18 protein-coding genes and 1 pseudogene are annotated in these 20,187 nt (G+C 55.5%); 17 read left to right on the top strand and 2 right to left on the bottom strand.

All coding sequences use genetic code 11. From position 1 onward, the window contains the following. Positions 1–62: 62 nt before the first annotated feature. From der to FD02_RS04095, 3 genes are all read left to right on the top strand, one after another. The gene (gene der / locus FD02_RS04105; RefSeq protein ID WP_056950716.1) at positions 63–1,373 is read left to right on the top strand and encodes a ribosome biogenesis GTPase Der; all 1,311 of its coding nucleotides are present in this window, start codon (positions 63–65) and stop codon (positions 1,371–1,373) included. A 227-nt stretch (positions 1,374–1,600) separates the two neighbouring features. Then, a complete protein-coding gene (locus FD02_RS04100) occupies positions 1,601–1,876 on the top strand; it encodes an HU family DNA-binding protein (RefSeq protein WP_054723441.1) in 276 nt (91 codons plus the stop codon). 134 nt (positions 1,877–2,010) lie between these two features. Continuing rightward, positions 2,011–3,276 (top strand): tetratricopeptide repeat protein, encoded by a 1,266-nt coding sequence (locus FD02_RS04095; RefSeq protein WP_054723442.1) that lies wholly within the window; start codon positions 2,011–2,013, stop codon positions 3,274–3,276. Between the two features lie 30 nt (positions 3,277–3,306). Here FD02_RS04095 and FD02_RS04090 read toward each other — a convergent pair whose 3' ends face one another. Next, positions 3,307–4,182, bottom strand: coding sequence for a YitT family protein (locus FD02_RS04090; RefSeq protein WP_056950711.1), 876 nt, complete (start codon positions 4,180–4,182; stop codon positions 3,307–3,309). A gap of 77 nt (positions 4,183–4,259) precedes the next feature. Here FD02_RS04090 and FD02_RS04085 point away from each other — a divergent pair, with 77 nt between their 5' ends. From FD02_RS04085 to FD02_RS04070, 4 genes are read left to right on the top strand one after another with little or no spacing between them, the layout of a single operon-like run. Continuing rightward, complete coding sequence (locus FD02_RS04085) at positions 4,260–5,447, top strand: CCA tRNA nucleotidyltransferase (protein ID WP_056950708.1); 1,188 nt, start codon at positions 4,260–4,262, stop codon at positions 5,445–5,447. Between the two features lie 19 nt (positions 5,448–5,466). After that, complete coding sequence (locus FD02_RS04080; RefSeq protein WP_056950706.1) at positions 5,467–7,356, top strand: ABC-F family ATP-binding cassette domain-containing protein; 1,890 nt, start codon at positions 5,467–5,469, stop codon at positions 7,354–7,356. Positions 7,357–7,367: 11 nt separating this feature from the next. Then, complete coding sequence (locus tag FD02_RS04075; protein WP_056950701.1) at positions 7,368–8,318, top strand: thymidylate synthase; 951 nt, start codon at positions 7,368–7,370, stop codon at positions 8,316–8,318. Positions 8,319–8,329: 11 nt separating this feature from the next. Further along, positions 8,330–8,848 (top strand): dihydrofolate reductase, encoded by a 519-nt coding sequence (locus FD02_RS04070; protein WP_054721691.1) that lies wholly within the window; start codon positions 8,330–8,332, stop codon positions 8,846–8,848. A 32-nt stretch (positions 8,849–8,880) separates the two neighbouring features. On the opposite strand, the gene trhA is transcribed toward FD02_RS04070, so the two are convergent. Next, complete coding sequence (gene trhA, locus FD02_RS04065) at positions 8,881–9,522, bottom strand: PAQR family membrane homeostasis protein TrhA (RefSeq protein WP_056950698.1); 642 nt, start codon at positions 9,520–9,522, stop codon at positions 8,881–8,883. Between the two features lie 180 nt (positions 9,523–9,702). On the opposite strand from trhA, the gene FD02_RS04060 reads away from it, so the two are divergent. The 10 genes and pseudogenes from FD02_RS04060 to FD02_RS11280 form a co-directional block, all read left to right on the top strand. Further along, entirely contained in the window at positions 9,703–10,545 is an 843-nt protein-coding gene (locus FD02_RS04060; protein WP_056950802.1) for a DegV family protein, read from the top strand. A gap of 60 nt (positions 10,546–10,605) precedes the next feature. Further along, on the top strand, positions 10,606–11,457 hold the full coding sequence (locus FD02_RS04055) for an SGNH/GDSL hydrolase family protein (protein WP_056950695.1): 852 nt from the start codon (positions 10,606–10,608) through the stop codon (positions 11,455–11,457). A 3-nt stretch (positions 11,458–11,460) separates the two neighbouring features. Continuing rightward, a complete protein-coding gene (locus FD02_RS04050; protein ID WP_054721689.1) occupies positions 11,461–12,078 on the top strand; it encodes a YpmS family protein in 618 nt (205 codons plus the stop codon). Positions 12,079–12,105: 27 nt separating this feature from the next. Next, positions 12,106–12,627 (top strand): peptide-methionine (S)-S-oxide reductase MsrA, encoded by a 522-nt coding sequence (gene msrA / locus FD02_RS04045; RefSeq protein ID WP_054721687.1) that lies wholly within the window; start codon positions 12,106–12,108, stop codon positions 12,625–12,627. 2 nt (positions 12,628–12,629) lie between these two features. Continuing rightward, a complete protein-coding gene (locus FD02_RS04040; protein WP_054721684.1) occupies positions 12,630–12,869 on the top strand; it encodes a YozE family protein in 240 nt (79 codons plus the stop codon). Further along, positions 12,862–14,277 carry a S41 family peptidase gene (locus tag FD02_RS04035; protein WP_420805078.1) on the top strand — a complete coding sequence of 472 codons (1,416 nt, stop codon included), beginning with the start codon at positions 12,862–12,864 and terminating at the stop codon, positions 14,275–14,277. Before FD02_RS04040 ends, FD02_RS04035 begins: the two co-directional genes overlap by 8 nt. A 220-nt stretch (positions 14,278–14,497) precedes the next feature. Next, positions 14,498–14,665 (top strand): annotated as a pseudogene (locus FD02_RS11655) (KxYKxGKxW signal peptide domain-containing protein); the annotation flags it as partial. A gap of 66 nt (positions 14,666–14,731) precedes the next feature. Next, the gene (locus FD02_RS04030; RefSeq protein WP_056950689.1) at positions 14,732–19,444 is read left to right on the top strand and encodes a mucin-binding protein; all 4,713 of its coding nucleotides are present in this window, start codon (positions 14,732–14,734) and stop codon (positions 19,442–19,444) included. 119 nt (positions 19,445–19,563) lie between these two features. Further along, positions 19,564–19,761 carry a hypothetical protein gene (locus FD02_RS04025; RefSeq protein ID WP_054721678.1) on the top strand — a complete coding sequence of 66 codons (198 nt, stop codon included), beginning with the start codon at positions 19,564–19,566 and terminating at the stop codon, positions 19,759–19,761. 52 nt (positions 19,762–19,813) lie between these two features. Further along, positions 19,814–20,187, top strand: a 374-nt coding sequence (locus tag FD02_RS11280) for a hypothetical protein (RefSeq protein WP_162255572.1), incomplete at its 3' end; no start/stop codon positions are given.

Here is a 20,187-nt window from a genome sequence, read left to right as displayed (position 1 = left end):
GCAACGGGTAGTCCCGCTTTTTTAGACAAAGCAACGCGTTGTTCGCGTTGAGGAGGAACCCCATGAGTTTACCGACATTAGCCATTGTCGGCCGGCCTAACGTCGGCAAGTCGACCATTTTCAACCGCATCCTAGGCGAACGCGTGTCGATCGTCGAAGATACCCCAGGCGTCACCCGCGACCGCATCTACGGGCGCGGGGAGTGGCTGGGCCAAGAATTTGCCGTCATCGACACCGGCGGGATTGACCTTGGCGACGAGCCGTTTTTAAGCCAGATCAAGGATCAAGCGGAAATCGCCATCGACGAAGCCGACGTCATCTTATTCCTGACGTCTATCGAAGGCGGCGTTACCGATGCCGACCAACAAGTCGCCCAGATTCTCTACCGCGCCGACAAACCGGTGGTGCTGGCGGTCAATAAGGTCGACAACCCCGAGCGGCGCCAAGACATCTACGACTTTTATTCGCTGGGCTTCGGCGATCCCTTGCCGCTGTCTGGCGTGCACGGCATCGGCTTGGGCGACGTCCTCGACGCGGTGCTGGCCGCCTTCCCCAAGGCGGGGACGGAAGACGAAGACGACAGCATCAAGTTCTCGTTCATCGGCCGGCCCAACGTCGGCAAGTCGTCGCTGGTCAACGCTATGCTGGGTGAAAACCGCGTGATTGTGTCGCCAATCGAAGGCACGACCCGCGACGCGATTGACACGAAGTTCACGGCCAATGGGCAGGAATTCACGATGATCGACACCGCCGGTATTCGTAAACGCGGTAAGGTGTACGAAAGCACCGAGAAATACGCCGTGATGCGCGCGCTGCGGGCGGTGGATCGCTCCGATGTCGTCTTGGTCGTGTTGAACGCCGAAGAAGGCATCCGCGAGCAGGATAAAAAAGTCGCCGGCTATGCCCACGAAGCAGGGCGGGGGATCATCCTCGTGGTCAACAAGTGGGACCTGGTGCCCGACAAGGATAACCACACCTTGCAGGAATTCACGGACCACATTCGGCAGGAATTCGCCTATTTGGACTACGCGCCAATTGTTTTTGTCTCCGCAAAGACCAAACAGCGCCTCGGCAACCTGCCAGCCATGATCGGGACGGTTTCTGAAAATCAAAATCGCCGAATCCAAAGCGCCGTCTTGAACGACGTGTTGGTGGACGCCTTGGCGGTCACCCCGACGCCGACGATTAATGGCAAGCGGCTAAGAATTTATTATATGACACAAGTCGCGGTATTGCCGCCAACCTTTGTCGTCTTTGTCAATGACCCCGACCTACTGCATTTTTCCTATGAGCGTTTTCTCATTAATCAGCTCCGGAAAACGTTCGACTTTTCGGGGACACCCATCCACTTGATTGCGCGAAAGCGGAAGTGATGCGGGTTTAGCCGGAAAATGGTTTTCATTTCCTATTTTCCGACTTTTTTCTCGAATTGCGCGCAAAAATGCGATTTATCATTGTCACACTAGGCTTTGTGTGATATGTTATCTCTTGAAATGGTGATACCGGTTTATCATTGTTTCCTCATTCTCGTTGCTCACAATGAGGTGAGTTGTTCGCCAGCTTCGGCTGAGCGAATATAACAAACGGAGGTGAAGTACATATGGCAAACAAAGCAGAATTGATCGAAAGTGTTGCAACTTCAACTGGCTTGACCAAGAAGGACGCAACTGCTGCGGTTGACGCAGTGTTCGGTTCGATTGAAGCATCCTTAGCTAAGGGTGAAAAGGTTCAATTGATTGGTTTCGGTAACTTCGAGGTGCGCTCTCGCGCCGCTCGTAAGGGCCGCAACCCACAAACTGGTGCAGAGATTAAGATCCCTGCATCGAAAGTGCCTGCATTCAAGCCAGGCAAGGCACTCAAGGATGCTGTGAAGTAATCCAACGAGTCAATGCTTTCGGCCCTCAACCTAGTTGAGGGCCTTTTTTGTTGGGCTGTGGCGTTTGCCTTGTGGCTTGCACCCGTTGCCGCAAAGCGGTACATTAGCATGACGACAAGTTTAAGGAGGCCACGATGTCTTATTCTGAACAAATGTTGGCGGCGCTGGAGCAAGGCGACATGGCCAAGGCCCGTGATGCGTTCACCCAGGTTTTGGCCCATGACGACGACGAGACGCGCTACAACCTCGCCGAAGAACTTTACGCCTTGGGGTTCACCGGCCAGGCGCAGCGGCTGTATGAGGAGCTGTTAGGCAAGTATCCGGACCAAGACGACATCAAAACCGTGCTGGCAGACATCGCGGTGTCGAACGGCGATGCCGACAAAGCCCTGAAGTATCTGGCCGATATCGGCCCCGATAGCGACGCCTATGGCCAAGCCCTCATGACCGCAGCGGACGTCTACCAAACCCAAGGCCTGTACGAAGTCAGCGAGCAAAAACTGCTGACCGCAGCGCAAGCATTTCCCGACGAGCCGGTGATCACCTTCGCGCTTGGCGAATTATATTTTGCCTGGGGCCACGACGCTCAGGCCGCTTCGGCTTATTCGCAGCTGTTGGCGGCCGACGAAACCGAATTTGCCGGCGTCAACGTGCAGGCGCGCTACGCGTCAAGCCTGGCCAACCTCGGCCAATACGAAGAGGCCATTGCCGCCTTTGAGGCCGTGGGCGATAGCAAGCTGGCGCCTAGCGAGGCGTTTCAGCTCGGCGGCTTGTATTTACAAACCGGGGCCAGTGAACGCGCCGTCGCGGTCTTGAAGCAGGTGATCGACCGCGATGCCAGTTTTGCCTCGGCTTATCTACCGCTGGCCCAGGCGCAAGAGGCGCAAGGCGACCAAGCCGCGGCGTTGGCTACGGTGCAAGACGGGCTGCAAGTCGACGACACCAATCCGACGTTGTTCACGCTCGGCGCCAACCTCGCGTTGAAGTTAGAACAGCCCGAAGTGGCCCGCCGCTATTTGCAAAAAGCGCTGGCCATCGATCCCGAGAACCAAACCGTGATGCTGGAATGGAGCAACTTTCTGTTGGCGACGCATGATGACGAGGCGAACATCGCGTTTCTGGCCGCCATCGACCAATCCGGGGACATCGATCCGCAGATCTACTGGAACCTGGCGAAGAGCCACGACCGCCTCGATCACGTCAAAGCGGCGCGCGAGAATTATTTGCTGGCGTTTCGCGCCTTCCAAAACTCGCCGGACTTTCTTCATGACATCATCGATTTCTTCCAGTCGACAGGCAGCACCGCCGAGCTCAAGGCCGCCTTGACGCGATACCTTGCGTTGGTGCCCAGCGACAGCGACATGCAAGACCGGCTCGACGAATTGAATCGCGAGAACTAAAAAACCGGCGCACGATTGCGCCGGTTTTTGTTAGTTGAAAAACAGTTTCTTGGGTTTCTTGCCATAGGTGAAGCCTTCGCCTAACGCCTCGTGCACGTCGATGACGGTGACAAAGGCCGTGGCGTCGATGCTTTCGATGATGCGCTTAATCGCGGCAATTTCGGTGGGGGACACCACGGCGTAAACCACCTGCGTCGGGTCGTGCGCGTAGCCGCCTTCGCCGTTTAAGTAGGTGATGCCGCGTTCCAGCTGCTGCTGAATGGCCGCGGAAATCGCCGTCGACTGCGGGGAAATAATCAAGAGCCCCTTGGCGGCATACGCGCCTTCAAGGGTGAAGTCGACGATTCGAGAAAAGACGTAAGACGCTAGCAGCGTGTACATCATATTTTCCAGGCTGAGGTAGCTGAGACTCGCCAACAAGACGAAAATGTCGAAGACCAAAAGCGAGCGGCCCATGGGAATGCCGGTTTGTTTTTCCAAGATCCGCGCGATCACATCCGAGCCGCCGGTGGTGCCGCCGCGGCGATAAATGATGCCGCTGCCGATGCCGCCGAACAACCCAGCGAGCACCCCGGCGATAAATAAGTCGTGATGCAGCGGCAAGGCCACCGGCAAACGCTGCCACAGCCATAACCACCCGGACAACATCAACGTGCCGTAGACGGTGTAGGCTAAGCCACGCTTGCCGAGGTATTTATAGCCGACGATGATCAAGGGAATATTCAGCAGGATCGTGCCGTACGCCGGGTCGAGGTGCCACCAGTAGCGCATCAGCAGCGTGATCCCGGTGATGCCGCCTTCCGCCAGGTGATTGGCAATATTCACCGTCACCAGCCCGAAGCCATACAGGCCACACCCCAAGGCAATGAGGATTAAATCGACTAACGTTCGTTGTGCATTTTTCATCTTTGCCCTCCCCGTATCCCATCCATCATACCAGACCCGCCAGTTTTTGGTATGATGAAAGGGAACGGAGGCTCATGATGCAAATCGACTTAAGCGCCCCGGATTTTGCCCGGGCGATTCCAATTCTCCAACAACTTGAACAAGCCGGCTATGAAGCCTACTTTGTCGGCGGCAGCGTGCGCGATGCGCTATTGCACCTGCCGATTCACGACGTCGACATCGCGACGTCCGCGTATCCCGCCGAGGTCAAGCAAGTCTTTGCTCGCACGGTCGACACCGGGATTCAACACGGCACGGTGATGGTATTGTTGCACGGGACCGGCTATGAGGTGACGACATTTCGGACCGAAAGCGGCTACCAGGATTTTCGCCGGCCGGACCACGTGACGTTTGTCCGCGACTTGGCCGAGGACCTCAAGCGCCGCGACTTTACGGTCAACGCCTTGGCCTTGCGCCACGATGGTACCGTGGTCGATTTATTTGCCGGACTCAGCGACTTGGCTGAGCACCGCCTGCGCGCGGTGGGGGACCCGCACGCCCGCTTCCACGAAGACGCCTTGCGCATGATGCGCGCCGTGCGGTTTGAAAGCCAGCTCGGGTTTCACATCGAAGCGGCCACGACGGCGGCGATTGCCGATAACGCCGCGCTCCTGGCCAAAATCTCCGTCGAGCGCGTGGCCAGCGAATTTAATCGGCTGCTCTTGGGCCACTGGCGACAACAAGGCCTGGCGAGTCTGATCGACACGGGGCTAGCTGAGTTTGCCCCGCGCCTAGCCGGGCAGGCGTCGGCGTTACAAGCATTTGCCGCGCTACCGGCCACACCGTTTGCTAGTCTCGAAATTGGCTGGACGTTGCTGAGCCATTTTCTGCAGCAGGCTCCTGGACCGTTACTCAAAGCGTGGAAACAACCCAACGCCTTAATCGCCGCGACGCAACACGCCGTGACCTTGCTGGCGGCGATGCCGCAGCCGAGCGACTGGCAATTGTATGAAGCCGGCGAAGCGGCCGTCGTCACGGCGACGGCGGCGCAAACTTATTTGCAACCCGATTTTGACGCGGCCTCGGTGCAGACCCGCTACGCCCAGTTGCCGATACATGCAGCGGCTGACTTGGCGATTAACGGTGGGACCTTGATTCAAGCTGGCGTGCAGCCCGGCCCCAAGCTGGGCCAGACACTGCAGCGCCTGACACAAGCCGTGGTGGCCGGTGAGCTGCCCAACACCCAAGCGGCGTTACTCGCGGCAAGCCGGGCAGATCCATGTTAAACTATTGGCGGAGGCACGTATGCAAACATTGATGGCAACAGGCGTCACGAAGAGCTATGGCGACAAAAAATTATTCAGTCAGCTGGATTTTCTGATTAATGCAGGCGACCGCATCGGCTTAATTGGGGTCAACGGCACGGGGAAAACGACGCTGCTTAATGGGTTAGCCGCCACCGATCCTTTCGACGCCGGGGCCGTGACGACGCCGAAAAATTACCGCATCAGCTACCTCGCGCAGCGCCCGGCGTTGGCGCCAGACGCGACCATTATGGATGCGGTGTATGGCGGCGATAGTCCAGTGTTTGCCGCCATTCGCCAATACGACCAGGCGCTGGCCGCGTACACCGCCGCGCCAGGCGATGAGGCGGCAGCCGCCGCGTACACCAAGGCCGACGCGACCATGACGCAGCTGGCGGCATGGGATGTGGAAACTGAAATCAAAACGATTTTGACCCAGCTGCACATCACGGACCTGACGCAACGCATCGCCACCTTATCGGGCGGCCAGCAAAAGCGGGTGGGGCTCGCGCAAGTCTTGATCGAATCGCCGGACTTGTTGATGCTCGATGAGCCGACCAACCACTTAGATTTTGCCGCCATCGCGTGGCTTGAAACTTACCTCGCTAAGTACAAAGGCGCCTTGCTCATCGTCACCCATGATCGCTACTTTCTCGACCGCGTCACCAACCACATCTGGGAACTCGACCGCGGCCGCCTGTTCACCTATGACGGCAACTACGAGGCCTATGTCGCTAAAAAAGCCGAGCAAGAGGCGCAAGCCGCGGCGACGTCCCACAAGCAACAGGCCTTGTATCAGCAAGAACTTGCCTGGATGCACGCCGGCGCGCAGGCGCGGTCGACCAAGCAGCAGGCGCGCATCAACCGGTTCAATGATTTGAAGGCCGATTTGGCCGCCGCGCCGGCCGCCAATGGCACCGTCGCGATGCAGGTGGCCAGTACCCGGTTGGGCAAAAAGGTGATCGAATTTCACCACGCGGATTTGACGCTGGGCCCACACCGAATTTTGCGGGACTTCGACTGGCTGGTGCAGCCAGGTGCACGCATCGGCATTACCGGCGTCAATGGTGCCGGCAAATCATCGCTGCTAAACGTCATCGCCGGCAAGCTTGCGCTCACCGGTGGCAGCGTCGAAATCGGCAGCACCGTGCAGCTAGGCTACTACACCCAGGCCGCCGCCACCCTAGATCCAACCAAGCGCGTCATCGCGTACTTGCAAGAAGTGGGTGAATCGCTGGTCACCGATGCCGGCGAGCGCATCAGCGTCACCCAGTTGCTGGAGCAATTTTTGTTTCCGCGGGCCATGCATGGCGAGCTCATCGGGCGACTGTCCGGTGGGGAACAGCGGCGACTTTATCTCTTGCATATTTTGATGCAAAAACCTAACGTGTTGTTGCTCGACGAACCAACCAACGACCTCGACGTGGCGACCTTGACGGTGTTGGAGCATTACCTCGACGAATTTCCTGGCACCGTCATCACCGTGTCGCATGATCGCTACTTCTTGGATAAGGTCGCCGACGCCTTACTGATTTTCAACGGCGACGGCGACATCACGCGCCACGTGGGCTTGTTCAGCGACTATTTGGCGACGACCCAAGCGCCGGTCGCCAAGCCCCAGCCGGCAGCTGCACCAAAGCCTGCAGCCGCGCAACCAACCACCAAGAAAACCAAGCTGACTTACGCCGAAGAAATGGAATACCGCGACTTGCAGACTAAGATGGACGCCCAAGACGCCAAGAATGCCGCGCTGCAAGCCGAAATGGCTGCGACTGATGGCCATGACTACCAGAAACTCGGCGACTTGCAACGCCAATTGGACGAGGGCAACGCCGCACTCGACGCCATGCTCGACCGCTTTGCAGAACTTGACGACTACGTGACCGATTAAGGAGACAACTCATGCTGGAAACCCCCTACCTCGAGCTGCTTGACCACATCATGGCCACCGGCGTCGACAAATCCGATCGCACCGGCACCGGCATTCGCAGTATTTTTGGGGCGCAGATGCGCTTTGACTTGAGCCAAGGCTTCCCGTTGCTGACCACCAAGAAGGTGCCGTTTGGCCTAATCAAAAGTGAATTGTTGTGGTTTCTTCATGGCGACACCAATATTCGCTACCTGCTCGCGCACAAGAATCACATCTGGGATGAGTGGGCGTTTGCCCGTTACGTGGCGAGCCACGATTACCACGGGCCAGACATGACCGACTTTGGCCGGCGCAGTTTGGTGGATCCCGAATTTGCCGCGGTGTATGCCACCACGAAGCAAGCTTTTGATGCCCAAATCTTGGCGGATGACGATTTTGCCCGCGCATATGGTGAGCTGGGCCCGGTGTATGGCGCGCAGTGGCGCGCGTGGCGCACCAGTACCGGTGCTACAATCGACCAGCTGGCCGACGTGGTGGCGCAGATTCGCACGAATCCGGATTCGCGCCGCTTGATTGTGTCGGCGTGGAATCCAGAAGACGTGCCGAGTCAAGCACTGCCACCGTGCCACACCTTGTTCCAATTCGACGTCACCGCCGGGCGGCTGTCGCTGCAACTTTATCAGCGCTCCGGTGACATGTTCCTCGGTGTGCCGTTTAATATTGCCAGCTATGCGCTACTGTTAGCGTTAGTGGCGCATGTTACTGGGTTGATTCCCGGCGAATTCATTCACACCATCGGCAGTGCGCACATTTACGCCAACCATTTTGCACAGGTGAAGGAACAGTTGCAGCGCACCCCGGTGGCGCCGCCGCGGCTCACCTTGAACCCAGCGCAACACGACTTGTTCCAGTTTCAAATGGCAGACATTCAACTCAGCGACTACCATCCGGCACCAGCCATCAAGGCGCCGGTGGCGGTTTAAGGAGGAGACAGATGGTCACGTTTTTATGGGCGCAGGATCAAGCAGGCACCATTGGGCAGGCCGGACATTTGCCTTGGCACCTGCCAGACGATTTGAAATTCTTCAAGGCAACAACGCTAGGGCAGCTGATGCTCGTGGGCCGCACCACCTATGAAGGGTTGCCACAACGGCCCTTGCCTGGCCGCACGAATCTCGTGTTGACCCGGCGCCATGATTACGCGGCGCCAGGGGCGGTGATGGTGCACAGTGTGGCCGATGCGCTGACTTACGCGACGATGCATCCGGGAAGTGAATTGATTGTCACCGGCGGGGCGCAGGTGTTCACGGCGTTTATGCCAGTGGTGCAAACGCTGTTGGTCACCCGCATTGCCGGGCAGTTTGCCGGCGATGTGACGATGCCGCCGGTGCCATGGGTGGAATTCAAGCGCGTTTCGGCCAAGGCCGTGAGCGGGCCCACCCCGGAGTTGGCGCACGTCTTTGAAAAATGGGAGCGCCAAACGCCGGTGACGCTATCGCTGGCTGAACAATAAAAAATTGCCGTCCAATGTGGGCGGCAATTCTTTTACACGAAATTATAAATGGACAGGTACATCAGCAGGCTGCCGGCCATGACGAACAGGTGCCAGATGACGTGGATGTACGGGATTTGTTTTTGCGCGTACAACACGGCGCCAAGCGTGTAGGCGACCCCCCCGCCGACCAACAACCAAAAACCGATACTGCCCAGGTGAAACCACAACGGTTGCATGGCGGTGATGCATAGCCACCCAAGGACGATGTAAATCGCGACTTCCAACAACCGGAAGCGGCCGACGAAGAAGCACTCATACAAGATGCCGGCCAAGCACAGCGTCCAAATCGTGCCCAACAGCCACCACCCGCGGGCTCCGCCGATGGCCACCAGACAATAGGGGAGATACGACGCGGCAATCAGGATGAAGACACCGGAGTGATCCAGCACCTGCAACACGTGGCGCGCCTTGGTGAAGTAAAATCCATGAAACGCGGTGCTGGCCGTGTACAAGATGATCAACCCGATGCCAAAGCCCAAGAAGGTGATTAGGCGTAGCGGATCGCCGTCGGCCTTGAAGCCCAAGGCGATGGTGCCGACGATGGCAGCCCCCAGCCCGATGCCGTGCGTGATGCCGCTAAACATTTCGTTGTTAATTTCATAATGTGGTGAACGCTGTTTGGTCAATTGCATAAGCAGCTCCTTTACGAATTCGTTTACAAGAGCATGGTAGCATGATAGAATTATAAAAACAAGCCCATCTAGTTTCAATAACTAGATGAATCTTTGCCACCACGAACCCGCCTGACAATAATCCGGTGGTTTGGTATAATGGTGACTGTTCATATCCAATAAGAAAGCGTGGTCAAGGCCTTGGCAATTAAAATCGTAACCGACTCATCTATTCAACTCACCGAAGCAGAGATTCGCGACAACGATATTACGGTGATCCCGCTGACCATCATGATTGATAGCACGGTTTATACCGACGGGGAAACCATTACCCGCGAAGAATTCATGACCAAGATGGCGGCCAGCTCGGCGTTACCGAAGACATCGCAGCCGGCGATTGGCACTTTTTTGGATACCTATTCGGCCTTAACCGCGGATGGCAGCCAAGTGCTGTCGATTCACATGCTGGAGGCCATCAGTGGAACGGTGAACTCTGCGCGCCAAGCTGCCGACATGTGCACCGGCTCGGTCACCGTCGTCGATTGTGACTTCACCGATCGGGCGATGGCGTTTCAGGTGCTGGCCGCGGCGAAAATGGCGCAAGCCGGCAAACCACTCGCCGACATCTTGACGCGCATCAACGAGATTCGCGACCACACCACGTTGGTCATGGGCGTGTCGACGCTCGAAAACTTGGTGAAGGGCGGCCGCCTGAGCAAGGCTGCCGGGTTCGTCTCCAGCCTGTTAAACATTAAATTAATTTTGCAGGTCAAAGACGGCCAGCTGACGCCGTTGCAAAAAGGGCGCGGCATGAAAACCATTCATCGCTTCGTCGACAACCATATCGAAGAAATGAAGAAACTTCCGGCCGCCATTCAAGCCATCGGGGTCTCGTACGCCGGCGGCTTGGATCTGGCACAAGGCGTGGCCGACAAGCTCAAGGCCGCCTTTCCCAGCGTGGCGTTGTTGCTGCGGCCGACCGATCCTGTCATTGCGACCCACACAGGTGCAGGCGCCTTTGCCATCACCTATTTCACCGATTAATGTTGCGGGGCGCCTGGTCGCCCCGTTTTGTATTGGCACGGCACAGAAAGGACTGATTTTGTGAAATGGCGCAGTGCGTTAATTAACTGCGGCGTCGTCCTCTTGGCCGGCGTGCTCGCATTTGGCGGCTGGCAACTGTTTGGCCCCACGGCGAATCAGTCGCGCCTGGCCGGCACGCCAGGGTCGGTCAAGCATCTGCGGCTCACTGCAGTCGGCGACTCGTTGACCCACGGCGTCGGCGATGCCACCAGCAGTGGCGGCTATGTCGCGCTGGTCAAAACAGATCTGGCGCAAAGCGGCGAGTACAAGGTGACGACCAGCAACTTTGGGGTTACCGGCAACACCGCTCCGCAAGTTCAAAAGCGGCTCGATGCCCAGCCAAAAATGCAAAAGGCGGTGCGTCAGGCGGACATCATCACCTTGACGGTCGGCGGCAACGATTTAATGGCGGTGTTGCGTAAGCACTTTTTTGATATCACCAGCGCGGATGTGCAAACCGGCATTGCCGGCTTCCAAACTCACCTGACCAAACTGCTCACGACGATGCGCAAGTTGAATCCGCGGGCGCCGATTTATGTCTTTGGCATCTACAATCCATTTTACGTGTACTTCCCGAAGCTGACGGCGATGACCGATTCTGTGACCAAGTGGAACGCTGCCACCAAGCAGACGCTGGCCAAGCAATCCCGGGTCCACTTCGTCGATATTGATCAGGTGTTAAGCACCGGCGCGACGCAAAGCACGGATAAAAGCACCAAAGCCAGCCTGAAAAAAGCCGCGCAAGGCGAGAGCGACGCGAATCCGTTGATTTTTTCGCAGGATCATTTTCACCCCAATAACGCCGGGTACGCGCAAATGACCCGAAAGTTGTGGGCGAGCATGCAGGCCAGTCAATCAGAATGGGAGAAATAATCAATGCGGACGCGTCATGAAACTAAAACTGCCGGGGGGCGCCGGTCAATCAATTGGTGGAAATGGGTGACCTTGGTACTCATCGGCCTGCTGTTGGGCAGTGGGGTCTGGTTCGTCACCAAGGTGGTCACGCCGGTCACCGACCGCGTGACCACGCCAGCCGGGCCAACCGGAGAGCCGGCCTTCACCGTGAGCCTGACCAAGCGCCAGTTGAACCGGATCATCACGTATTACCTCAATGATTACCAGAAAAATAGTCAGATTAAATACACGCTAACCGTGGCGGATCAAGCCAAGCTCGGCGGCTCGTTCAAGTTTTTCAATCAAACGGTCGATTTTTCCCTGTTGTTCGACCCGCTGGTGAAAAGTAATGGCGACATTGAACTCAAGGCGACGAAGTTGAACATCGGCCAGTTACCCGTGCCAATCAGCTACGTCTTGAGTTACGTCGGCCACAGCTACAAGTTGCCGAATTGGGTCAAACTCAATAGCAAGCAAGAGACCATTGTGCTAGAATTGAGCAAATTCAAACTGGCAAATGGCATGCGCGCCAAGGCCACCAAAATCGACCTCGCGAGCGACGAAATCGATCTAAGTGTATTCCTGCCGAGCAGCAAATAGTCAGAGATAGAAAAGAAGGTCTGTTTGATGAGTAAAAGTGAAACGGCAATTTTTGCTGGTGGTTGCTTCTGGTGCATGGTGGAACCCTTTGAGACGCAACCTGGCATCTTGAATGTGCTGTCAGGGTACACCGGCGGGTTCGTCGACCACCCGACCTATGAGCAGGTCAAGGCACACAAAACCGGCCATACTGAGGCGGTGCAAATCACCTTTGACCCAGACATCATTAGCTACGCCGAACTAGTGGAGATTTATTGGCGGCAAACCGATCCGACCGATGCCATGGGCCAATTCGTCGACCGCGGCGACAACTACCGTCCGGTGATTTATGTCGCGAATGCGGAACAGCGCCGCATCGCTGAGGCCTCCAAGAAGGCTTTGGAAGAAAGCGGCCGCTTCGATAAGCCCATCGTGACCACCATCGAAGACGCCCAAACCTTCTGGCCAGCTGAGGAGTATCACCAGGAATTTTATAAGAAGAATCCACGGCGCATGGCTGGCACGCATGATCCGCGGGCGGCTTGGACCGCAGAACACTGGAAGGACTAAGGATGGCACAAACCTTTTATCAGTACCTGATGACCCAGCGGAATCCCAACGACCATGGCGAAATTGCGACGTTTGCGCAAAATGCGTTTTTGGATCTGAGTTTTCCTAAGCAAATCAGCGACTTCGATGACTTGTCGCGCTACCTCGAGTTGAATGCCGGCTACCTGCCGAGCATGGATATTTTCGACGCGGTGTACCGTGAATACCAAGCACATGAGCAAACGGGAGGAGAGCATGAGTAAACACCTGCAAGTGCCTGTCTGGGTGATGGCCATCGGCATGAGCGTCACCTTGATTGGCGGCGGGGTGGTCGGATACATGACCCACGATGCGGCGACTGCGCGTCAAACCACGACCGGCGTGCCGAGCGAGTTGAAGCAAGTGGTGTCGACTTACGACACGATCCGTTCCAATTATTACCAAAAGACGAGCGACAAAAAGTTGGCCGCAGGGGCAATCAACGGCATGCTGGAAAGCCTCGGCGATCCATATTCCGTTTATCTCGCCAACACTGATAAAAGTTCGCTAGATTCCACCATCAGTGCTAGTTTTGGTGGCATTGGGGCGACGATTGAGCAAACCGGCAAGACGCTCCATATCCAAAGCATCCTGCCAGACACGCCGGCCAAGCACGCTGGCTTGCGCGTCGGCGACCAGCTGATTGCCGTCAATGGCAAGGACGTGGCCAGCATGACAGTCGACAAGGCCGTCGCCAAGATTCGTGGCAAAATCGGCACCCAGGTGAAGGTCACGGTTAAGCGCCAAGGCACTCGCCATACCTACACGATGAAACGGGCCAAGATCACCACGGATACCGTCACCGGCGCCTTAAGCAAGCAGAATCGGCACGTCGGCATCATCACGATGGCGACCTTCTCCGAACCCACCGCGACGCAGTTTGAAAAAACGGTTAAGCAACTACGCAAAAAAGGGGCGACCAGTTTTGTCCTCGACTTGCGGGGCAATCCAGGGGGCATGTTGGATAGTGCTTTAGCCATCGCGTCAATGTGCCTGAAGGATGGCCAAACCATCGTCAAGGTCCAAAACCGTGCCGGTAGCACCCAAGTCTACAAGGCTGGCAAGACATACGACAAGGGCTTTAAGGTAAAGGAGCCGCTAAGTATTTTAATTGACGGCAACTCTGCATCAGCCTCAGAGATTCTTAGCGCCGCTTTAAACGAGAATCGTGCGGTACCGTTGGTCGGGGAGCAAAGCTTTGGCAAGGGCACGGTGCAAAATGTTGCTAGCCTCAACAGCCAGGCAGAAATCAAGCTCACCGTGGCGAAATGGTTGACGCCGAAGAATCATTGGATTAATCACAAGGGTTTGACGCCAACGGTTAAAGTGGCGTATCCAGCCTACGCGAAAATCAGCGGCATCGGCGCTAGCAACCTCAAACCGGAGCAAACCGGCACCGATGTTAAGGCCATGCAGCAAATGCTGGCAGCGCTGGGCTTTAATCCAGGCACTGTGAACGGCTACTACAGTGCCGATACCGTTAGCGCGGTGAAGGCGTTTCAGGAAAAACACGGGCTGAACGCCACCGGCACTGCCGATGACACGACCCTGACCACGTTAATGCAGGCGTTAAGCGCCAAGTTTACTGCAGACGATCCGCAACTGAAGGCAGCGGTCAAAGCCGCGAAGTAGGATCTGGCTCCCATCGAATTCGATGGGAGTTTTTTTTGCTCCGAAACGCCATTCGCGACCTTGGCAAAAGTAGGAACAGGTAAACGCGGCGTCTTAGTAGTCGGAATGAAAACAAGATTTGTCACAATTAATTTGAGATAAATCATGAAATCGATGTATAAAAGCCTTATACTTGTGTTGATTAATTCTGGCAGTGGGGAGCCGGGATATCTTGTTTTGAATGGAGCAGACCATCATGTTAAATCAGACTCAGAACCGGCGACTATCTCGCTCATTAACTGAAGAAAAACGTCATTATAAACTATTTAAATCAGGTAAACTTTGGCTTGCCGCTGGAATTTCACTGACACTACTGGGTGCCATCGGAATTAGCACAACTACCCCAGTGCACGCCGCGACTGCCACGGCCACCACACAAGTATTGGCATCGATTCAGAATCGATCAGCGGCCACAATGCCGACTGGCGGTTACGCCGTCAACCTCACAGCTGGGCTTCAGGCACCAACGTGGTCGGCTGCGGATTTTGTGGTTTCGGCCACTGGTTCAAATACTTACTCAGTCACGTTGAGTCAAGCAGGGCTGTCTGCCTTACAAGCTGCTAACCCAGCTGTGGACGTGACCGCCGCAACGGTCAAAGCCGGCACGTTAACCCTCGCGCAAACCGCCACGAACAACACGCGACAAGCGTCGGCAACCACTCAGCAGGCCACAGCCTCTAACGAAACTATTGCCTCGCAACCGACAAAGGCAAGCGAAGCATCAAACCAAGACCACTCAGAAAGCACCGGTGCTGTGCCGACCAACCAGCAACCTGCCACAACTCATCTCGGCGATGCAGATGACGCCGCCGTTGCCCAAGCCAAGGTTCGCGCCCAAACTGCGTACGCCACTACTGGCCAACCACAAGTCCTGACTCGGACAGCCGCACCAGCGACGGAATCGGCAAAAGTTAGTTTATCTTCAACTGCGGTCGGCTACGGCAGTGGTCAACAATCGCTGACTATCACCTACACGATGACGAATGCCGCGGCCGGGGACGATTTTACCATTACCGTGCCTGCGCCCAACGCTGTATTGACCTGGTCGGATACAGACGTAGCGAAACTTGCTCCGGCGATTGGGACAACGACCATCACGCCAAATTCGGATGGCAGTCATACGATTACCAATCACTTTACGACCAGCGTTGCCGGTGACACTATTCAGGAGATCAGTATTGGGTTAAACGACAACTATCCCGCACAGAGTAAACCAATCGACAGCGTCGGCACGCAAACCAAAACGGTCAGCTTTGCGATCAATGGAGTCGATCAACCCAAACTCACTTTCACCACCACCGTGACCCCAACGGCCACACCAAGCGACGTCACGCGAGCCAATCCCGATGCGAAAGCTGTCGGCGCGGTTAATCCGAATACCGAGTATGTTTACGACTTTGCCGTGAATGAAGCTAATGGCGTCCGCGACAACACGACGACCTCAGGACCGGTAAACTCAGCCGTCAACTACGGGACGACCATCACCATCCCGGTTCCGACCGGGTTTACCTTAGATGAAGCCTTGACTAAGACCATCAATAATTTTGATGATGAAACCACAATTACGCAACCCACCGGTGCCAGTGGTGACATCATCATCACCGTGCCAAAAGGGTCTGGTAATCAAGGCTACCAGTCGCGACCGCCGTATAAGTTAGCCGGAAGCTTTGTTGATCCCACGACTACCGATAATCAAACCTTGACTGCCGCTGGTGTAGCCACCGTTGTTCAACAAGTCGACGAAACTGGAACAACGTTGACCTTCAAGAGCAAAAATCCATGGCAGGAGACACTGCTGGGCACTGCTAGCACGGCCGACCTCAAGCTTGAGGTGGCCGCGCACGGCAACAGTCTCCAAAATGGTGATAAGCTAATTCTCGATGACGATCCCACAAATGATCCCACCGACCTGGCGAGCTATTCATTCAAGTACCAAGCTCCGGCCGCTACGAGTGACGCCACGATTACGCTAGCTGTACCGGATGGCTTCGATGTCCATGGCATTATCGTGCCGACCAGCGATACGAACAGCAACGTTTATATGGCCGGCACTACCAGCTATTCATATACCTTGACGCTGGCGGACGGCGTCAAAGAAACAGGCACTGTTGCACCCGGGGGTACCATCACTTCGAAAGCAAGTAGCCCAATTCGCCAAGCCGTCCTCACGCCGAATCTCTTGACCCCAGGCGCGGAGAGTGGGACCTTCAAGCTGTTAGGCAAACTTTCGGCAAAATACGATGGTGGGGCCGCAGTAAAAAATGGCGATCAATTGACCACCAGCATTACGATTGCAGTGCCGGATCACGACGCCATCATTTCCAAATACACGGAGACAGTGGCTACGCCGACCGGTGCCCTTCACTTGTATTATGAACAAAATAGCAAGACGCCGGGTGAAGATGGTGGGCTCTTCTCAATTTATGGCAATAATCCGGGCTTCGGACAAACGACCAATCTGGTATTTGAGCCCATTCTTTACTACGTGCTTCCAAGCGCCGTTTCTGTGGCCAGTGTTTCAGGCACCCAAGACGCGAAAGTGACCCAACAGTTACTGCCTGACGGCCAAGTCGTCGTGAAAATCGATTATACCGGAACTGGCGAATCCATCGATGTCGGCATCGACACCTGGAGCAACAATATCGTGCGCGTGACCAATAATTCCGACGCCCTGCCCGGCACCTATCCGTGGTCAAGTTATGTCACTTCGCCGACCACGCCGCTGTCGGAAACCTCCAAGGTCACAGATCCGGCACAGACACTTGGTGACACCGCCGCTGTCGCACTTTCTGAAGGCGCTGGTAATTGGGTGATTGAGCAGGCTGCCACTATTATGAGTGCGTCGCTTGCGCAAGGTGATGACGTTGTGCCAGTAACCAGCGCAACACTGGACAAGAACAGCTCGAATTCTTTGCAATTTGACGTGAACGTCATCAATACCACGTCTAATGTCAGCAACGGCACGCTGGTTGTCAACTTGCCCGTCAAAGATGATGACCAAGGCTCGGGCTACACATTAAACCTGACAGGTCCCATCGTACTGCCTACGCAGTTTACAACCGGTGACGGCAGTCAGGTGCCGTTAGTCGCGACGGTGCTATACAAGACAAGTCGGGCCGACATTGTCGCAGGTAGCTCCAGCGCGGACCTTGATGGCTTTGTTCCGGCTTCAGCCGTGAACGATTGGAGAACAGTCCGGGCGGTGGCCATTCAGTTCACCAATCTACCTGCGGATGCTTCCACGGGCCGCATGGTGTTAACTGGTACCGTAGCCAATCAGGTGACGCTCGGTGGGAAAACGGGATATTTGCAAACGGGATTCTACTTACCGGGTGCTAATGTCTCGATTGCCGATAAGACTAGTGGCGCCGCTCGGCTAACAATCACCGGGGCCGAAACCATTCCTGCGCAATTCCATTATGTTGATGCCGAGGGACAAGACCGAATCATTCCATTAAGCGATTTGACCAAAACCGTCAACGATAATACGGATACGCTTAGCAATGACTATCCAACAACGCAAACCGCATTATCTTCAGCGGACCAAGCCTTGATCCCAAGCGGGTATCAATTGCGGCCTAACAGCCTGCATCTACTCGATGCCGCAGGACATGCGGTGGACGCCTTTGGTGAAACTGTGACGACGGCCATGACTGGTGACGTTGCGCAATACGAGCTTGATGCCGTTGCCAAACTTGCCGTTACCTATGTTGATGACACCAATGCTGGCGCCACGGTCACGGTTCCTTCGACCACTAACACAACCATTTCTGGTGTTGCCGGGGCGACAGGCACGTACACGGTTGTGGTACCAGCCGGCTACGAATTAGCCAAAAATCAAGCGGGTACCGTATCTTACACACTCAAGGCAGGAAATAATGCCCTGACCATTCATCTCGTGCACGCGACGCAAGCCACCACCGTGACGACGACGCGCACCATTCGTTACACCTTGCCGGCTAATGCGACGGTGACAACGCCTGTTACCGTTGTTCAACCCGTGACCTGGCACGTGGTCACGGATGTCATCACCGGTCACAGCGTTGCGACGCCGACTCAAAACTATGCAGAAGTGGCAAGCCCGATACTTCCTGGGTACACACCGGATCTCGCCACCGTCTCACAAAGTCTTCTGACCCCAACGACCGATCCGCTCGCGAATACTACGGTGACAGTGAACTACACGGCTGATCCTGTCAATCTGGACGTAATTTATCTCGACGATGTTACTGGGGAGAAGATTGTTGCGAGTGGCACCACGATCAGTGGTCATACAGGCGAACAGGGGACTTACTCGGTGAGCGTACCAGCAGGATATGTCTTAGCACCAAAGCAAGCTACAAGCGTCGCGTATACCTTGTCACCGGCTAAGTCAGGACTCACAATTCACTTGACGCACCACGTTGCCCATTCACAACTGACCACCACCCAGACCATCAACTATCTCGTGGCTGGGTCGGCCACGGCACCAAGCGCAAAAACGCAACAGCTGACTTGGCAAGTGGCGACCGATGATGTGGCGCACACCAGCGTGTATACGCCGCAAGGTCAGTACGCCACCATTGATAGCCCTGTCGTTGCGGGGTACACTCCTGACCAGGAAAGTATCAGTCTGCGTGAAGCTCCTGTAACTTCAACGCCAACCAATACGGTCCAAACTGTGACCTACACGCCGAATCAACAATCTGCGACGGTGACCATCGCCACAACCAACGGCCGAGTGCTGAAGCAGTTGACCCTTAATGGGAAGTCAGACACATTGATGCCAACGGGTGAGGTGACCGACTTCTTGAACTCACTACTGAAGGCCGGTTATACTATCTTAACCGATCCTTTCGTTGATGATGTGTTTGATCACGACGACGCCACCAATCAGACCTTCACCATCGTGATGAAGGCACCAACTATTGGCACGCTGGCCGTGACGATGGGTACCACGAAATCTTCAGCGTTAACGAAACAGTCACGCCGAACGCTCAGCAGCGTGAAGGTGGCTGGCGAAACACAACACACCGAACGGAATTCCAACCAGCTCCCGCAAACCGGTGAAGCCAGCAACTGGCTTGTTACACTGGGAGTCGGTCTCCTTGGGCTCGTTGGTTTAGCTGAACGCAAACGTCATGAATGACATTAACTGATTGCTCCCACTCAACTTGATTGAGGGGGAGCTTTTTTTGTCGGGTAAAAGTAGGCAACGCCCCATAAATCGATTATGATAAAGAAGAATTTCGGGTGAGGAGCCGAGCCATGAACACCGTAATAGCTCAGGAACTGATTCCCCTGTCTAGCACCCATATTGGGCAGGCCATGCCGATGGGCTCCTTGATTGAAGATATTGCGAACTTTTGTACAACGATTGTTACCGGATTCAGTTCACGCCAGACCCGTTGCCAAGTGATAGCTGCGGCAGGACAAACTATTTCCTGCTCAGTCAAGAAAGATTAATAGGTATTTTATCGCAAATCTGCTAGGATGCAGATCAAAAGGGGGAGCCAGCATGAGCACACGGAAAACCATTCATCAGTTGGCAAAAAAATGGCAGGCGATTTTTCAGGCGGATTGGGCCGCCGATTCCGGATACGAGACGAGCCTCGGTGAAGAGTTGTTGGCGTCGGGGTTCAAATCAGACATGTTTGAAATGGCCACCGAGGCTTTTGGGCAGATACCACCGGTGGGAGACAACACAATCGGCTATCTGGCCCAGTTTACCGATCCCTATATGTTAGGCGTCACGATTGCGTCGATGGTTCGCCAGATTACATATTGGGATATTGATAATCCACTCGATTCACCTGAAAACCGACTCTGGTTCACAACCGCGTTTGCCCGCTTAGGGGTCATCTCCCAACCACTTGGTGCACTGACCTCAAT

Source organism: Lacticaseibacillus nasuensis JCM 17158, assembly GCF_001434705.1.
Lineage (GTDB): Bacteria > Bacillota > Bacilli > Lactobacillales > Lactobacillaceae > Lacticaseibacillus > Lacticaseibacillus nasuensis.
Note: the sequence above shows the minus strand (reverse complement) of the source record. Positions and strands in the feature narration are given on the sequence as shown.

What these genes read in the sequence shown, in the direction of transcription:
- der (WP_056950716.1), top strand. Translation starts at nt 63, where the DNA reads ATGAGTTTACCGACATTAGCCATTGTCGGCCGGCCTAACGTCGGCAAG.
- FD02_RS04100 (WP_054723441.1), top strand. Translation starts at nt 1,601, where the DNA reads ATGGCAAACAAAGCAGAATTGATCGAAAGTGTTGCAACTTCAACTGGC.
- FD02_RS04095 (WP_054723442.1), top strand. Translation starts at nt 2,011, where the DNA reads ATGTCTTATTCTGAACAAATGTTGGCGGCGCTGGAGCAAGGCGACATG.
- FD02_RS04090 (WP_056950711.1), bottom strand. Translation starts at nt 4,182, where the DNA reads ATGAAAAATGCACAACGAACGTTAGTCGATTTAATCCTCATTGCCTTG.
- FD02_RS04085 (WP_056950708.1), top strand. Translation starts at nt 4,260, where the DNA reads ATGCAAATCGACTTAAGCGCCCCGGATTTTGCCCGGGCGATTCCAATT.
- FD02_RS04080 (WP_056950706.1), top strand. Translation starts at nt 5,467, where the DNA reads ATGCAAACATTGATGGCAACAGGCGTCACGAAGAGCTATGGCGACAAA.
- FD02_RS04075 (WP_056950701.1), top strand. Translation starts at nt 7,368, where the DNA reads ATGCTGGAAACCCCCTACCTCGAGCTGCTTGACCACATCATGGCCACC.
- FD02_RS04070 (WP_054721691.1), top strand. Translation starts at nt 8,330, where the DNA reads ATGGTCACGTTTTTATGGGCGCAGGATCAAGCAGGCACCATTGGGCAG.
- trhA (WP_056950698.1), bottom strand. Translation starts at nt 9,522, where the DNA reads ATGCAATTGACCAAACAGCGTTCACCACATTATGAAATTAACAACGAA.
- FD02_RS04050 (WP_054721689.1), top strand. Translation starts at nt 11,461, where the DNA reads ATGCGGACGCGTCATGAAACTAAAACTGCCGGGGGGCGCCGGTCAATC.
- msrA (WP_054721687.1), top strand. Translation starts at nt 12,106, where the DNA reads ATGAGTAAAAGTGAAACGGCAATTTTTGCTGGTGGTTGCTTCTGGTGC.
- FD02_RS04040 (WP_054721684.1), top strand. Translation starts at nt 12,630, where the DNA reads ATGGCACAAACCTTTTATCAGTACCTGATGACCCAGCGGAATCCCAAC.
- FD02_RS04035 (WP_420805078.1), top strand. Translation starts at nt 12,862, where the DNA reads ATGAGTAAACACCTGCAAGTGCCTGTCTGGGTGATGGCCATCGGCATG.
- FD02_RS04030 (WP_056950689.1), top strand. Translation starts at nt 14,732, where the DNA reads ATGCCGACTGGCGGTTACGCCGTCAACCTCACAGCTGGGCTTCAGGCA.
- FD02_RS04025 (WP_054721678.1), top strand. Translation starts at nt 19,564, where the DNA reads ATGAACACCGTAATAGCTCAGGAACTGATTCCCCTGTCTAGCACCCAT.